We start from the raw sequence: 13,678 nt of genomic DNA, 5'->3' as shown, positions 1-13,678 counted from the left end.
GGCAGAAGGGGCGGAGCGGTGGCGAAGCGGTGGGTTCGGTACGTGGTGCCGGTGATGGTCGAGGTCGATGTTGACCACGACAAGGTGACTCGTGTGGTTACGCTGCCGGAAGAGGTTCGTGAGGACCGCGACGACATGGGCCACTTCCTCATCTACGACGAGGAGTTCGTCCGCCGGAGCGGCGATGACCAGCCCCAGGTGCACGCCTTCTGCGTGGGGGAACCTCGATGGGCAGACGATCGGTTCCGTGTTGGCGGCCCGGCGAACTGGCCGGAGCGCTGGGAAGAAAGCTTCGGCCGGGATGAGTCCGACGACCGATACGAGGAGATCAGCCCGTACGAGCTGCGCGAGCGGTAGAACCCCTGGTGTACAGGGCCGTGAAGCGGCGGCGCCATCGAGCGGAACGGTGATGGCCCTCCGGGGGCGCGGAAACGGTCCTCTGCGCCCCCGGGGCCAACCGTTCATCCAAGGCCGCACGGTCAGGCGCGGAGCGGGGCGTGTGGGCGCGGCTGGCGGGGCCCGGGCTGGAACAGGAGGATCATCAGGCGGGCGTATGGGGATCCGTCGGGTTGGGCGGAGCACATGGTGACCCAGCCGGGGCCGAGCAGGGAGTGGTGGAGGGGCCTCTGGTCGCCGTCGGGGTGGACGTAGACGCCTTGTTCGTCGTACAGCCGGCGGGTGACGGGGTCGGCGCGGACGTCGTGTTCGATGGCTCGGAGGGTGTCGTCCTGGCGGGTGGCGAGCGCGGCCCGGAGCTGGGGGAGGACGAGCGGGGCCCACGCCGTTTCCCAGTCGGTCAGGACGTGCCGGGCGTCGGGGTTGAGGAGCATCCACCGCATCGTGTTGTCGGGGACGCGGCCTTCGGGGAACAGGCCGGCGCAGCGGGTGTTCGCAGTGAGCATGTTCCACGAGGCGTCGGTGAGGTAGGCCATTTCGCTGATGGAGTCGACGGCGTGTCGCCAGGATCCGGCGACGTGGTAGCCGGAGTCGGCGCGGAGGGGGCCGGGCGGGTCTTCGCCGCGGGCGTAGCGGTGGAGGGCGATCCACTGGTGTTCGTTCATGCCGAACAGGTGGGCGATGTCGCGGAGGTAGTCGAGGGGCGGGTTGGGGTAGTTCCCGGATTCGAGGCGCTGGTAGGTGTTGATGGCGCGGTCGGTGAGTTGGTCGACTTGGTGTTGGGAGAGGCCGGCGGCGCGGCGGCCTTGGCCGGTGGGGCGGGTCAGGCCGTGTGTTTCGGGTTCGATGGCGGCGCGGCATGTGTTGAGGAGTTGGCGCAGCGAGTCCGGCTTCACGTTCCCTCTCCCGTGCAGGGTGAATCTATCGGCTTGTGGAGTGTAAATATTCATGCGGGTTTTGGGTGGAAAAATGGTTCGGAGATATGTGGGGCGGGTTGGGCCAGGATGATCGTGCTGGGCCGCTGACCTGCCAAGTTCGATTATCGGTGGCCTTGATGCTCGACCCGGGAGGTAATTGTCCCGACGCGTTCGGAATGCACGTTTTGAACGTTAGTCAGGCTGCTTTCGGGATGGATACCGTGACAGAAGGTGCGGTGGGGCGACGGCCGCGATCCAGGGGAGCCTGGATTTCGCAGCGCGGCTCTCGCCCCCACCCACCAAAGCCGTGTCACACGCCAGGCTGCGGCCGGTACCGACACTCCCCACTACGCGCGGCCTCGGTACCGGCTGCCCTGCCACGGAGGCCCCTGTCGCGTGGATCAGTTCTCCTGCGCAAGGGTTGAATGCTCGGTGGCCGGCTGGTCGAGTGCGGCGCGGATGCGGGAGGTAGCGGTCCGCAGCCCGGCGAGCGCGACGGGGCTTTTGCCGTGTACGTCTCGGTCGATGGCGTCCAGTTCGACGCGCACGCGGGCAATGGTGGCCTCTGCCTGATCGCGGGCGACTACGGCCTCGCACGTTCGGTCGGAGTGGTCCGCAAGTTCCGCCGTCTCGGCGTCCGATTCGGCCAGTAGCTGCTCCAGCTCGCGCACTCGGGCCTCCAGTTCCTCGACCCTTCCGGCATAGGAGCCAGCCGCCGCGTCGGCGGACTCGGCGGCGTGAAGCCGGTCCAGCTCGTCCTCAGCATGGGTGAGCTTGGATGCCAACTGCTTGATGCCGGGCGCGAGGCGCGGCCAGTGGTCGCCGTGCGGTCCGCGGATGCCAGCTGTTTCCAGGGCGTCTCGGGCCTCCTCGAGGAGGGCTGACCTCTCGGCCGCGCCTTGCCGGAGGAGCGCCCTCTCGTTGTACAGGTTGCGCAAGGCGTCGTCGGTGATCGTGCTGGCCGTGTAGCGCGGCTCGTTGTCGATGGGCCTCTTCGGTGGGCCGTCGGTGGTGGTGACGGCCGTGTCGGCGGGGTCATGCACGGTCGGTCTCCTCCGTGGTGGTGGCGCCCTCGCCGACCTGGCGGCATTCGGGCCGGTTGAGGTGGTATCGGCGCTGGTCCCAGATGCTCTCTCCGGGCTGACGGAGGGGGCCTATCCACGTGTAGCCGGTTCCGGTGATGGGATCGCCGCAGTGAGCGCAGCGCCAGTAGGCGGGCGCTTCGAAGAGCGCTTCCAGGTGAGCGATCTCTTCTTCAGGGGACATCGTGCTGCTCCCCGGTGAAGTCGGTGCGGCGGGCGTAGTGCTCGGCGGCGGTCAGGGTGGCGGTATGGCGGCCGGCGCGGATCGCGGAGATGGGGGACACGTTGCCGAGGAGCGGGTTGAGGCCGACCAGCCACGCGCGGGCGGTGTTCTGGTCCGTGGCGGTGGCGATGGTCTGGAACGCGTTGCGGGTGGTGGTCTGCTGTTCGGGTGTGACGAGGCGTCCGGCAATGTGCCAGCCGAGGGCCTGAGTGAGGGAGGCACGGAGGTCGGGCATCAGTTCTCCTTGATGCGTTTGTCGCAGGTGAATGGGTTGCGGCATTGCGGATTCCCGTCCCACCAGGTGGGCTCGCCTTGGACGGGCTGCTTGCACCATTGGCAGGTCGGCGGGGTGTCGGGCGTTGTCACTGCTGCTCCTCGGGTCCGGGGCAGTGCTCGGCTGGTTGTGATTACGGCCGGTGCCGACACTCGCCATCACGCGCGGCCTCGGTACCGGCCGTTCACCTCCCCCGCCTGGTTGGGCGGGGGCTTTCTGCTGCCCGGGGTCAGTCCAGGTCGCTGAACGTGGCGTGGCGGGCTTCGTGCATGTCGGCGGCGAGGAGCGGGTCGTCGGGCAGCCCGTCGGAGGGCTGGGTCTCGCCGGGGAAGCGCGCCGCCGGGTTGACGACGGGGGCGCGGGTGGTGCGTTCTGTGAGTGCGCGGAGGGCTGCTGCGCATCGTGCTTCGAGGCTGGTGGTCACTGCTGCTCCTTTGGGTCGGGGTCGACGCGGTCGGCCCACGCTGTGAACTGGGCCGCGAGGTGTCGGGCCTGTGTGGGGTCGATGAGGGCGCACGGATCACCGCCGAACACGTCCACGGGTACGTGCAGGGAGATCCGCAGCCACGGCCAGGGGGTACCGTCCGCGGGCTGGTCGTCGCGGCCGTCGGCGGTGATGTGGGAGGGGATGACGGCGAGTCCGATACTGCCGTCGCGGGGGTCGTCGTGGCCGGGGGTGAGGTGGCTGCCCTTGTACGTCCAGAGCTGTCCGAGGTGTGCGGGGTCGCCGTGGTCGCCGATGCCTTCGATGCTGGCGTAGATGCTCACGATGCCTCCTGTGCTGCCGGGGTACCGTCGGGGTCGATCTCGGGGTGGGTGAACCGGACAGGGATGCCAAGCGACCTCGCATATCGGATTTCGGCCGTGGTGGAGGTGCCGATGTAGTCCCCGACGACGAGGACCTCGCTGGCCAACCGGATCTTCGCCCGGTGCAACTCATCCAGGCGGACCTTGAGCGCTTCGGCTTCGACCGGGTCGGCCCACAGTGGGTGCTCGGTCTTCATGTTGACGCCGGGGCGGACGACGATCCGGCCGGCCGCGGTCTCCTCCAGGTCGGCATCGGCCATCTCTGCCATGAAGCGGGTGCTGCCGCAGATGCAGACGATCGTCGGGATGTTCAGTCGCTCCTTCGCGGTGGTGAGCATGTCTTCCGGGGTGAGCAGGTTCGGGTACGACACGGGGTTCCTCCAAAGGGTGGTGGTGTGGCTGGCGGCGGGGTGGGCCGCCAGCCACAGGACGGGACAGTCAGGCGGTGGGTGATCCCGGGGCGGCCGGTGCCGCGCGCCAGGCGGGGCAGTCCTCGGCGTTGGCTCGTCCGCCGATGTGCTGGCGGGGCGGCTGCTCGGCGGCCGAGGCGTCGAGTGCGGCGCGGATGTCAGCGGCCCTGATCTGGGCGTGAGGCCAGTCTGCCGCTTAGGGGTGGGTGATCCGCAGCCGCGGCCGGGACCCGGGCGGGCGTTCGGGGGTGACCGCGTATCCGGCGGTACGAAGGATCGCGGCGTACTGGTCGAGGTGCTGCTGCTCGTCGGGCCCGTCGTGCCAGCAACGGACGGTGCGGGGGCTGGCCTGCTGGGTGCGGTAGCCAGGGGTCCAAGCGGTTCGGTGTACGGAGTCGGCGTGGCCGTGCCCGGCGAGTGCGTCGGCGACTTCGCGGGCGGTGGTACGACGGGACATGGGGGCTCCTGTCTTGTGGGGGGTGGCGCCGAGGGAAGGGCCGGCGTCGCTCGTGCTCGGCGGGGTCGATGTCGAGGGCGAGTTCGGCGCCCCGGTAGCCCGGGAGCCGGGACAGGATCACGGCGGTCATCGTGCGGCTCCTTCCGCCGATGCGCGGGCGCGTTGGTAGCGCTGGCGGGCGGCGATGAACGCTTCGTCGCTGCCGCCACGGTCCGGGTGTGCGGCGGCCATCTCGGCTTTCAGGGCGGCCAGCGTCGGGCGCTGGGGGCGCTGCGGAATCTCGGGACGGGCCAAGTGGAGTAAGCACATGGTGTAGCCGTGGTAGATCTCCCCGTCGGCTTCGATCTTCTGACGGTCCACGAACCCGGTCCGGCCGTTGAGGTACGTGAAGTAGATCCGCTTAGGGGTCTTCTTCGTGATCGGGTGGGCGAGGATCTGGTAGTTACCGAGGGGGCCGTCATCCCAGTTGGCGTCCCAGAGTTCATACAGGTACTCGACCTGTTCGGGAGCGGCGCTCATTGTTCCTCCTCAGTGGGGCGAAAGCGCATGGCAGGCGCGAGCGGTCGGGACGGCTCGTTGCGGCGACGCCAGGCGCGCATGGTGTGCGCTGGGTCGGTGGCCAGCAGCAGCCCGAACAGGGCGGCCTGACGGGGGCGGCTGGTCCACCGGTTGAGGTGGAAACGGAGCTGCCAGTTGGCCCAGTCGCCGAGGCGTAGCCAGGGCCGCCAGCGGCCGAGGCCGTACCCGGCGGCCAGGGCGGCGACGGTGAGCACAGCGGTCACTGCTCCTCCCCGTCCGTCTCGGACCCCGGCTCGCCGGGGCAGATCCACGGGTACGGCGGCGGGACCTCGGAGGCGCAGCAGGCCGGGCAGTCCTCCGCGTTGACCCGGTTGCCGACATGCTGCGGGGGCGCCTCCCCGGCGACGGAGACCACCATGTACGTCGTCGTCACGCGGACCAGCCAGCGCTGAACCGGCTGCCCGTCCGCCCACGTCGGATGCTCCTCGGCGAGCCGCTCCAGACGCCGGGCGACCTTGGCCCGGTCACGCATGGGGAGACCGGGTGTCCAGCAGTCGGCCCCGGGGTCGTAGGTGTCCATCCGCCACGCCTCCTCGGCAGGCTCGGCGACGGCTTCATCCACGACTCCGGGGCAGTGGACGGGGGTCATGCCGGGCTGGGGTTCCCATTCGTGCCCGGCGTGCGGCCGGGGTGGGGCGCTGAGCGCAGACAAGACTGCCAGGGGGCACGGGACGTCGGGGGTGGAGTCAGTCATGATCACGCCTCCGTCTCGGGTGTGGCCGGGACAGCAGACGCGGCGGGCTCGGCCCGGGAGCTGGCACCGCCCTGCTGCGGGTAGCAGACGGTGTAGCGGCCGGGGATGTGGACCCAACACGGTGTATACGTACCGAACCCGGGGTCGCCCCGGTCCTCGATCTGCAGCCCACAGTGCGCGCACCGAGTCCCGCGCGCCTCGGCGGCCATGGGGCTCGGCCCGTCGGCGGGCACCGGATCGGTGGGGCAGCCGCAGCCCCAGTTGTGCGTCTCAGGAATCGGGCAGTGCACGTCGTGCTCGACCCCGGCCTCGCAGGCGGCACAGCCAGCCAGGGCGCGAAGCTGAGCGGATGCGTCGCGGCACGGCCGGAACTTGTCCGACTCCAGCACGCCGTCCGCCTTCGCCTGCCGGGTCGCGGCGTCGATCTGGTCGGCCCCCCACAGCAGCACGGCGGCCCGGTCAACGGTTGCCTCGGCTTCGGGCTGCTGCGCCTCGGCGGCCATGCGGCGCAGCTGGTCGGCCGCCCACAGGACTCCCGCGCCGCGCTCGGTGGTCCGGTTCGCCAACGACCACAGCCGGTCGGCGGCCTCGCGGAGGATCGCGGCCCGGTCGGCACCGGGCTCGGTCTGCCCGCCGCCGGTACGGATCGTGGCCGCCGCCACAGCGGCGATGGTGCGCGGGTCGTCCTCGACGCATGCGCCGCTGTCGCTACGCCCGCACTGCTCCCACACGGCGGCGGCGATGGCCTCCAGCTGAGGGTGCCCGTCGATCCAGTCGACGGGCGCCTCGGCGATGCGGTCGCGGAGGGCGGCGCGGTCGGCAAGCGCTCCGGCGGCAGGCTCTGGGGTGTGCAGCATCCACGCCAGCGTCTGCGGGCTGATCGACTCCCCGGACACGTCGCCCTGCACGGACAGCCAGCACCAGGTGTCGGTGCTCATCGTGAAGTCGCCGCCCTTCCAGCCCTGGAAAGTGGCGTCCACAGCGGACCGGGCCGCGGCGAGCATGGCGCCCACCGTCGTGTCGTCAACGGGCTCGAAGGCGAGGTCCATGTAGTCGCCGCGGTAGGAGTGCGGGTTGCCGAAGCCGTGCGCGACGGGCTGGTCGGGGCTGGCGGCTTCCAGGGTGGTGATCAAGTCACCGAGGTTCATGGTCTTCTCCAGGGTGGTGTGGAAGGGTCGGGGTGGGCCGCCCGCCGCTGATAGACGCAGCAGCGGGCGGCCGTCACGCGGGTGGTCACCCGGCGTCGGCAAGGCTGAGAAAATCGAGCTGGTCCTCGAGCAGCCGGTTAGACCACAGGACTTCCGTGCGGCTCCGGTCGCCCTTGGCGTTACCGGTGGTGGCTGGCTTTTCGTACCGGTGCCACCCGGCGTACAGATCGGCGTACAGCGGCGAGTGGTAGCCGGACAGGACGACTGCGGCCCGGCAGTCAGCCAGCGCGGCCGCCAGTTCGCGGTGCTCCTCGGCGGCCTTCATCTCGTGCCGGTAGTTCCGGCCCCACCCTCGCGTCGATCCCAGGTACGGCGGGTCGATGTACAGCAACACGTCCGGCTGTGCCCCGTACTTGCCGATGAGTGTCAGCGCGGGCAGGGCCTCAAGGGATACGCGGTGCAGGCGCTCGGCTGCAGCAGCGAGGCGGACCGCGTAGGCCTCGAGGTAGCCAGGCATCGACGTCGAGGATCCAGCGGGGTCGATGTAGTGCCGCCAGCCGGTTTTGCGGAGGGTTCCAGAGCGGCCCTGAGCGAGACGGCACCAGATGCGGCGGGCCAGCTCGAGGTCATCCGCAGTCTGCTCCCACGTCGCTTCATGCTCGGCGCGACCGTGCGGGGTAAGCATGCAGGCACGAAGCAACTCCTTGGGCCGGTCGCGCAGTACTCGCCAGAAGGTGACAAGCTCGGCGTCGAGGTCGTTGACGGTCTCCATGCGGGACGGCTGCTTGGCGAACAGCACGGACAGACCGCCGGCGAACGGCTCGACGTAGTGCTCGTGGTCGGGCAGCAGGTTGACGATCCAGTCGGCGACGCGCTGCTTGGATCCGAAGTACGGGACGGGCGACTTCACGATGTTCCTCTCCTGGTGGTGGGTACGGTGGGTGGGCGCCCGCCCCGGGTCGAACGGGGCGGGCGCGTGGCGTGTCACGGGGCGGTGGCGCAGCCGGGGCAGTCGTCCACGTGCTCCGGGGTGTCGCTGCCGTCGGCGACGACGTGCGTCTCCTCGGCAGGCGGCCCGGCGAGGTCCTCGCGGAGCACGGCGGCGCGCTCCGGGTCCAGCTCCAGCCAGTACGGCTCACCGGCCGGGCCGGACATCATGACGGTGACACTGTCGTCGTCGCCCCAGAGGACGTCGTTCAGGCCCCAGCGCAGGGGTGTGGGGTTGTCGGCTGCCGCGATGTCGGACTCGGCGCCCAGGAACTCGGCCAGGGCACGGTCGCCGTCGCCGGACGCGGCGTCCTTCTTCTTGAGCTGCCCGAGCAGGAACTTCTTCTGGTGCTGGAGCCGGCGGACCTCCACGAGCAGCGCGGGCACGTCCGCCCCGGCGAGCTGGTCGGCCTTGGTGGGCAGGGGCACGAACTCGTAGAGGTGGGCGGCTCGGGTGCCGATCTCGGCGAGCTGCTGCTCGGTGAGCGGGGTGGGTGTCGTGTCGGTCATGGGGTTCTCCTTCGGTGAGGTGGTCACGGGGTGGGTCAGCGGTGATAGGTGCCGCGTGCCGACTTCGGAGCGATAGCGGGGTCCGGCGGCGTCGCCGTGGCCTCCCCGTTGGCGATGCGCACGAGGCGGTCGACGGTGATGGTGCGCCAGCCGAGACCCCGGGCGCGGTGGACAGCTTCGAGGAGGCGCAGGGCGGCATCGACTCGTTCGGCCGGGTCGGTGGCGCCGCTCTCTCCTGCCTGCGTGTATGTGATCAGCCGTGTGTAGCCGAGCGCCTTAGCCGCCCGCCACGCCGCTCCGTAGAGCATCGAGTTCGCGTTCGGTGTGCCGTCGCACGCGGTGCGGGTGACTTCCAGGGTCTGGCCGTTGTCGAGCATCCGGGCCACCGGCCGGCCGACAACGGCGACGCCTCGGAGAACACCGTGCTCGTCGGCAACCCCGAGGGCGAAGATCTGCCCCACAGGCGGCGGGTGGTGGCGATGCCACATGGCGCAGTAGGAACGCGCCTCACGACTTCGCACGGGAGTCAGGTGGAGGTCGGGCATCAGAGGCTCCAGAGGGTCGGCTGGTGGTTCGTCAGGGGTAGTTCGGTCTGGCCGTCGATGTGTGGGGCGGGTGGCCGGTTCAGGTCGGGAATCGCTGTGCGGGCTTCTCGCGGCCGTTCGGGTAGGGGTGCGGGATTGGCGGCGGGGCCGGGGAGTTCGGGGGCAAGAGGCGCCGTTACGAGCCGGTGTGGGCCCGGCGGGCACTCACGAGAGCGCGGTGGTGAGGTCGGCCGGTCCCGGTCGCTCGGCCGGGTCACGCCGCCTCGCTGACAGCACGGAGGTGACGCTGCGGCTTGCCCGTGCCGCGCCCGTCGTACAGGTCGAGTTCGGCCTCGAGTTCGGCGACATGCCGGGCCTGCTCCGCCGTTGTCCAGCGGCGCCGTTCGCGTTGGCGGGGCCGTGCCGGCTGCGCGTCCCCGAAAGTGCCGGTCGGAATCGCCTCGGCAAGGAGCCGGTCCAGTGGGCTGGTGTTGGGCGTGGTGGTGTCGGGCATGGTGCGGCTCCTGTGTGGAGGGGGCTATGCCAGCGTGGCCCGAGGATGGGCGAACCTTGCCCCTGGTGGGGTTCGGTGGAGGCTCCACCCTATCTTTAATGTATTGCGGACGCAATACATTAACGGAGCTTGGCTCGGCCCTGGCACTGACGTCGCGCAGAGGCCGGTGGGAGACTTCCCCGCATGACTGCCCGCCCCCGGAAACTGTCCGCGGCGAAAGCCCGCGCGATCGCCGACACCGCCGAACTCGTCAAAGCGGACACGTGGTCGGAGACCCGCGCGTGGAACGTCGTGGCAGGGGACGGTGAGGTGCTGCTGGTTGTCGTCCCGGCGTACCGGGGTGGCCGGCGGGCGGGGTGGACGTACCGGCTGGGGGTGAGCCCGGCGGCCGGTACGTGGCCGACGCGGGAGGCGGCGGCCGTGCAGGGGCTGATGGCGTGGATCCGGTGGGCGACCGCGGACCGTTGAGTAGCGGTGTCGGTTCGGGCTTGCCGGGCGTCCGGCAGTTGCACGAACGGAGCCGCACCGACTGGGGCTTTTCAGGCGGTACGGGCGGTGCGCCGGGTTTCAGCGCCTGTGCGCCCTTGCGAGCACCCTCCCGGCCACCGGAATGCTGACGGACCGTCGGAACCATGGGCGACACCAGGGAGACAGCCTGCACAAGCTGCGGGGCACGGGCGCCGACCGAGTCGATGGTCGAGATTGATGACGACCACCATCAGTGCGAGTCGTGCCACGAACGGCACCTCGAGGACTTCCTGATCCCAGAACGGGCGCCGGTGTCGGACGACACGCTCACCCGGCCGTTGGGGGACCCGGACGAGGCCGCACACCGGCACGGCAGCGCCGCGTAACGGCCTCTGGCGGCGGCTGGCCCAGGGCGCCCACAGGGTTCAGGACGCTGGCGCGGGCTGGGCCGCCATCTTCAGGCGTCTCCGCCGCTGCCGAACTCGTCGTCCGCGAGGAGGTAGAGGTCTTCGTCGAACACGGTCAGGACGACGACGACCATCACCGCGTGCGCGACCACGTACTCGATCAGCACGCCGGGGGCGACCTGCGCCTTGCGGTTGTCCTCGTGGGTGCCGATCGGCGCTGTGGCCTTGTGGTATGGGTCGCGTGCGAGGACGGCGAGGCCGCGCTCGAGGAGCGCCCTGCGCGCGGGGGACAGTTCCTCGACCGCCCGCGCGCACTCAACGGTGTACGTGACCTTGAAGCCATCCATGCGGGACAGCCTATCCAGTCGGCAGGCCGGCCCCGGCGAGAACGGTTTCAGGAGGCGGCCCGGTAACCGGATCGCCGGGCGTCGGCTGCCTGGGGGTGAATGTGGTGCCGCGGCCTTTCGACATCTCGATCAGAACTTGTCGGGCGGACTCGCAGTCGCCGGCGGCACGGTGGCTGCCCCCGAGCCGGAGCCACCGACGGGAGCCGAGCCAGTCGGCGTAAGCGTTCATCAGGCAGTACCAGCTGTCCCAGGGCTCCAGGTGCATCGGCTTCTTCCCGGCCCGGGCGATGTCGCGGAGGACGATGGACCTGTCGAACTCGGCGTTGTACGCCAGAACGACGCGCCCCTTGGTGACCTTGCGGAGCCGGGGGAGCACCTTCTCGAACGGCCGCTTGTCGGCGACCATCTCGTCCTTGATGCCGTGCACCCAGCGCGCTCCGTCGCTGATCTCGGCGTCGCCGGGGTTGACCAGGGTGTCCATCAGCTTCTTGCCGGTGGCCGCGTCGATCACGGCGATCTCGACGGTGTAGCCGGACAGGTCGGTGGTCTCGGTGTCGAGCACGACCGCCCGGCCCGGCTCCAGCAGGTCCCGCGCCTCCCGGGTGATCTCGCCCCACGCTGGGCACAGCTCGATCTCGCCCGCGTAGGCGCCCGCCTCGGGGTCCTCGGCCAGCTCCCGCCGCACGGTGGCCTCGGTGGGCGTGCCGTCGATCCGCTCCCAGTCCAGCTCCCAGCGGTCGGTGTACGGCGAGTGCCAGGCCCAGACGGTCACGCCGTGCCGGTCGGCGAGGCCCTGCGCGAAGCCGCGGACAGCGGCGGCCCGGGTCGGGGCGAGCCGGGCGTACTCGCGCAGCGGGGACGGCGTGCCCTTCGGCAGTCCGCGGACCGCCTCCCAGTCGACGCCGGGCAGCTCCAGCAGCGCGCGGACGTCACCGAGCCGGTAGAGCGAGACGGTGACCGTGCGGTAGCGGCCGACTTCCTTCTCGTAGACGAGGGCCGGGCGGATCCACCCGGCGGCCTCGACGTACTTCCAGTCGCTCGCCCGGATCTCCAGCACGTCCGTGGCGGCGGCCTGCGCGGTGACGTACTGCTCGCCGTCGGCCTCGGCGGCCATCGTGTCCAGGTCGGCGATCAGATACCGGCCGCCGCGCCCGGTGGTGATACGGCCCTCCTCCCCCATCCGCACCAGGTCGCTCCAGTGCCAGCCGATCCGGTCGGCCGCCGCGTCCCGGGGCAGGCTCGCCGCCTCCCACGCCAACCGGTCGGCGACCACCGACCGCACCAGGTCGATGTCGAGTTCGCGCGCGGCCGCCGTGGAGTACATCGGCCAGCCCTTGTAGTGGTCGACCGCCTTCAGGTGCTCCTCGGCGACCAGGTCGTCGACGTCGGCGGCGGTGACCGGCTCACCGGTGTGTTCGGCGAGCAGGCTCGCGATCCGGCGGGCGCCCAAGGCCTCGGGCAGAGACGGTTCCTGCTGCGGGACCACCGGAGTGGTCTCGGTCGTGGCGGTCTCGGTCGTCGTGTCCTGCATGGTGTCCGTCACGGGCGGTGCTCCTTGTCGGTGGTCGTGGTGCGGTGGTCTTTCTGGGTGCCGAGCCGGGCGACGGCGTCGATCTCGGCGGTGAGTCGAGCGCGGGCCTCGGCGAGCCTTTCGCCGACCGCGCGCTTGGCGGCCCGGGTGCGGGCCAGGGCCTGGGTCTGGCGCTTCTCTCGCTCGGTCAGGGCCCGCACCACCTCCTCGTAGTGCGCCGTCTTCTCGACGGCGATCTGCGCGCCGGGGCGCTGCGGGCTCTTGCGGCCGGTCCTGGGCTTCCTCGCGCGCTGGAGGCGGGCGAAGTCGACCAGCTCCGTCGCGACGACCCACTTGGTCCGCTTGTGCAACGAGCCGGTGAGGAGCACGAGCCGGGGGAAGTTCGCGTGGCACTTCTGCCAGTTCGAGGCCCTGGTACTCAAGCCGGAGCCAGACCACACCGTCGGTGCTGGCATCGGGCGGGGACTCTGGGGGCTTCGCTTCCTGGTGCATCTGCGGGTCTCCTTGATGCGCCCGGGGCCGGGGCCGGTGGCTGCCGGGGGCTTCGCCGCCCCCGGGCCCCGGCACCGCCCGGCGCGGGCAGCGCTCCCGTGGTGCGGGTGCGTGCGCGCTGGGCGGTGCCGGGGCTGTGTGCCTCTGGCCTGGGCAAGTTCCTGTTTTGCGACCGGGGATGAGGCGCGGTCAGTCGTCGTCCGGGTCGGCGGCGGTATTGCCGGTGTCGACCCGGAGGTAGCTGTATCCGCTGTCGTACGGCTCGGGGTCGGTGATGCTGAACTCCCGGCGCAGGGCCTCGACGACCAGGGCGACGGTGGCCTCGTCGGCCGCGATGCGGATGTCGGCGATCCCGGGCAAGTGCTGGCGGGGGCGGCGTTCACGGCGGGCCATCAGTGGAAGCTCACTCGGGCGATGACGGCGAGCAGCTCGCCCGCGTCGCCGGCGGCCTGGAGGGCTTGGTGGTCGGTTTCCTTGACGGGTCCGGCGACCAGGACGTGCTGGGCCCGGTCGAGCAGGTCCCACCAGTGCTCCGGCAGACTGACCGTCTCGGCGGCCCGCCACAGCTCGATGTCGTCCTCGCCGTCCGGGCCGACGTGGACCAGGCCCTGCAGGGACCGGTCGGCGATCCGGGCGCGCACCCGCCAGTGCGGGTCCATGTCCGGCATCCCGTGCAGGCCCCAGTGCTCCCAGTCGGTGCGGGCCTCTAGGTCCTCGATCCCGGCGTTCTCGGTCTCCGGGTACAGCACGAGCATCGGCATGGGCTGGTCGTCGGGCGTGGTCGTCTTCATCAGCGTCACGCCGTAGTTCGGGGCCAGGTGGTAGGTGTCGACGTCGCCCAGGTCGAGGTCGTCGAGCGTGAAGACCTTCATCCCGGCCTCGCGGAAGGCGTCCATCGGGTCGGCGGTCCC

22 protein-coding genes and 2 pseudogenes are annotated in these 13,678 nt (G+C 70.8%); 3 read left to right on the top strand and 21 right to left on the bottom strand.

The features are described 5' to 3' along the window. The first annotated feature begins 18 nt into the window (after positions 1-18). Positions 19-357 (top strand): hypothetical protein, encoded by a 339-nt coding sequence (locus ACU6P3_RS32430; RefSeq protein WP_447198227.1) that lies wholly within the window; start codon positions 19-21, stop codon positions 355-357. Positions 358-479: 122 nt separating this feature from the next. Here the strand turns inward: ACU6P3_RS32430 and ACU6P3_RS32425 are convergent, their stop codons facing one another. The 16 genes and pseudogenes from ACU6P3_RS32425 to ACU6P3_RS32350 all read right to left on the bottom strand — a co-directional run bounded on the left by ACU6P3_RS32425 (position 480) and on the right by ACU6P3_RS32350 (position 9,522). Then, the gene (locus ACU6P3_RS32425; protein WP_447198226.1) at positions 480-1,292 is read right to left on the bottom strand and encodes an MmyB family transcriptional regulator; all 813 of its coding nucleotides are present in this window, start codon (positions 1,290-1,292) and stop codon (positions 480-482) included. A gap of 422 nt (positions 1,293-1,714) precedes the next feature. Further along, positions 1,715-2,356 carry a hypothetical protein gene (locus ACU6P3_RS32420; protein WP_447198225.1) on the bottom strand — a complete coding sequence of 214 codons (642 nt, stop codon included), beginning with the start codon at positions 2,354-2,356 and terminating at the stop codon, positions 1,715-1,717. Continuing rightward, positions 2,349-2,579, bottom strand: a complete 231-nt coding sequence (locus ACU6P3_RS32415) for a hypothetical protein (RefSeq protein WP_447198224.1) — start codon at positions 2,577-2,579, stop codon at positions 2,349-2,351. Before ACU6P3_RS32415 ends, ACU6P3_RS32420 begins: the two co-directional genes overlap by 8 nt. Next, positions 2,569-2,853, bottom strand: coding sequence for a hypothetical protein (locus tag ACU6P3_RS32410; protein ID WP_447198223.1), 285 nt, complete (start codon positions 2,851-2,853; stop codon positions 2,569-2,571). Before ACU6P3_RS32410 ends, ACU6P3_RS32415 begins: the two co-directional genes overlap by 11 nt. A 268-nt stretch (positions 2,854-3,121) precedes the next feature. Beyond that, positions 3,122-3,316 carry a hypothetical protein gene (locus ACU6P3_RS32405; protein ID WP_447198222.1) on the bottom strand — a complete coding sequence of 65 codons (195 nt, stop codon included), beginning with the start codon at positions 3,314-3,316 and terminating at the stop codon, positions 3,122-3,124. Then, on the bottom strand, positions 3,313-3,660 hold the full coding sequence (locus tag ACU6P3_RS32400; protein ID WP_447198221.1) for a hypothetical protein: 348 nt from the start codon (positions 3,658-3,660) through the stop codon (positions 3,313-3,315). Before ACU6P3_RS32400 ends, ACU6P3_RS32405 begins: the two co-directional genes overlap by 4 nt. Continuing rightward, the gene (locus ACU6P3_RS32395) at positions 3,657-4,070 is read right to left on the bottom strand and encodes a hypothetical protein (protein ID WP_447198220.1); all 414 of its coding nucleotides are present in this window, start codon (positions 4,068-4,070) and stop codon (positions 3,657-3,659) included. The genes ACU6P3_RS32400 and ACU6P3_RS32395 overlap by 4 nt, the downstream gene beginning before the upstream one ends. 235 nt (positions 4,071-4,305) lie before the next feature. Next, entirely contained in the window at positions 4,306-4,566 is a 261-nt protein-coding gene (locus tag ACU6P3_RS32390; protein ID WP_447198219.1) for a hypothetical protein, read from the bottom strand. 126 nt (positions 4,567-4,692) lie between these two features. Next, the gene (locus ACU6P3_RS32385) at positions 4,693-5,085 is read right to left on the bottom strand and encodes a hypothetical protein (protein WP_447198218.1); all 393 of its coding nucleotides are present in this window, start codon (positions 5,083-5,085) and stop codon (positions 4,693-4,695) included. Then, complete coding sequence (locus ACU6P3_RS32380) at positions 5,082-5,348, bottom strand: hypothetical protein (RefSeq protein ID WP_447198217.1); 267 nt, start codon at positions 5,346-5,348, stop codon at positions 5,082-5,084. The genes ACU6P3_RS32385 and ACU6P3_RS32380 overlap by 4 nt, the downstream gene beginning before the upstream one ends. Further along, positions 5,345-5,707 (bottom strand): hypothetical protein, encoded by a 363-nt coding sequence (locus tag ACU6P3_RS32375; RefSeq protein ID WP_447198216.1) that lies wholly within the window; start codon positions 5,705-5,707, stop codon positions 5,345-5,347. The genes ACU6P3_RS32380 and ACU6P3_RS32375 overlap by 4 nt, the downstream gene beginning before the upstream one ends. A 134-nt stretch (positions 5,708-5,841) precedes the next feature. Further along, entirely contained in the window at positions 5,842-6,987 is a 1,146-nt protein-coding gene (locus ACU6P3_RS32370; RefSeq protein ID WP_447198215.1) for a hypothetical protein, read from the bottom strand. An 85-nt stretch (positions 6,988-7,072) separates the two neighbouring features. Beyond that, a complete protein-coding gene (locus ACU6P3_RS32365; RefSeq protein ID WP_447198214.1) occupies positions 7,073-7,897 on the bottom strand; it encodes a DNA adenine methylase in 825 nt (274 codons plus the stop codon). A gap of 74 nt (positions 7,898-7,971) precedes the next feature. After that, positions 7,972-8,484, bottom strand: a complete 513-nt coding sequence (locus ACU6P3_RS32360; RefSeq protein WP_447198329.1) for a hypothetical protein — start codon at positions 8,482-8,484, stop codon at positions 7,972-7,974. Between the two features lie 90 nt (positions 8,485-8,574). After that, a pseudogene (locus ACU6P3_RS32355) lies at positions 8,575-9,029 on the bottom strand (XF1762 family protein); the annotation flags it as partial. Positions 9,030-9,282: 253 nt separating this feature from the next. Then, entirely contained in the window at positions 9,283-9,522 is a 240-nt protein-coding gene (locus tag ACU6P3_RS32350) for a hypothetical protein (protein ID WP_447198213.1), read from the bottom strand. 183 nt (positions 9,523-9,705) lie between these two features. Here ACU6P3_RS32350 and ACU6P3_RS32345 point away from each other — a divergent pair, with 183 nt between their 5' ends. Both ACU6P3_RS32345 and ACU6P3_RS32340 read left to right on the top strand, forming a co-directional pair. Then, positions 9,706-9,990 (top strand): hypothetical protein, encoded by a 285-nt coding sequence (locus ACU6P3_RS32345; RefSeq protein WP_447198212.1) that lies wholly within the window; start codon positions 9,706-9,708, stop codon positions 9,988-9,990. Between the two features lie 164 nt (positions 9,991-10,154). Next, positions 10,155-10,376 (top strand): hypothetical protein, encoded by a 222-nt coding sequence (locus ACU6P3_RS32340; RefSeq protein ID WP_447198211.1) that lies wholly within the window; start codon positions 10,155-10,157, stop codon positions 10,374-10,376. A gap of 71 nt (positions 10,377-10,447) precedes the next feature. On the opposite strand, the gene ACU6P3_RS32335 is transcribed toward ACU6P3_RS32340, so the two are convergent. The 5 genes and pseudogenes from ACU6P3_RS32335 to ACU6P3_RS32315 form a co-directional block, all read right to left on the bottom strand. Beyond that, positions 10,448-10,744 (bottom strand): hypothetical protein, encoded by a 297-nt coding sequence (locus ACU6P3_RS32335; protein WP_447198210.1) that lies wholly within the window; start codon positions 10,742-10,744, stop codon positions 10,448-10,450. A gap of 10 nt (positions 10,745-10,754) precedes the next feature. Continuing rightward, positions 10,755-12,287 carry a 3'-5' exonuclease gene (locus ACU6P3_RS32330; RefSeq protein WP_447198209.1) on the bottom strand — a complete coding sequence of 511 codons (1,533 nt, stop codon included), beginning with the start codon at positions 12,285-12,287 and terminating at the stop codon, positions 10,755-10,757. Next, on the bottom strand, positions 12,284-12,697 hold the full coding sequence (locus ACU6P3_RS32325; protein ID WP_447198208.1) for a hypothetical protein: 414 nt from the start codon (positions 12,695-12,697) through the stop codon (positions 12,284-12,286). Before ACU6P3_RS32325 ends, ACU6P3_RS32330 begins: the two co-directional genes overlap by 4 nt. A gap of 259 nt (positions 12,698-12,956) precedes the next feature. Continuing rightward, a complete protein-coding gene (locus tag ACU6P3_RS32320) occupies positions 12,957-13,160 on the bottom strand; it encodes a hypothetical protein (protein ID WP_447198207.1) in 204 nt (67 codons plus the stop codon). After that, positions 13,160-13,678: pseudogene (locus ACU6P3_RS32315) on the bottom strand (hypothetical protein); the annotation flags it as partial. The pseudogene ACU6P3_RS32315 and the gene ACU6P3_RS32320, both read right to left, overlap by 1 nt.

Source organism: Streptomyces hebeiensis, assembly GCF_052983195.1.
The sequence above is the reverse complement of the archived record's forward strand: the minus strand, read 5'-3'. Positions and strand labels throughout refer to the sequence as shown.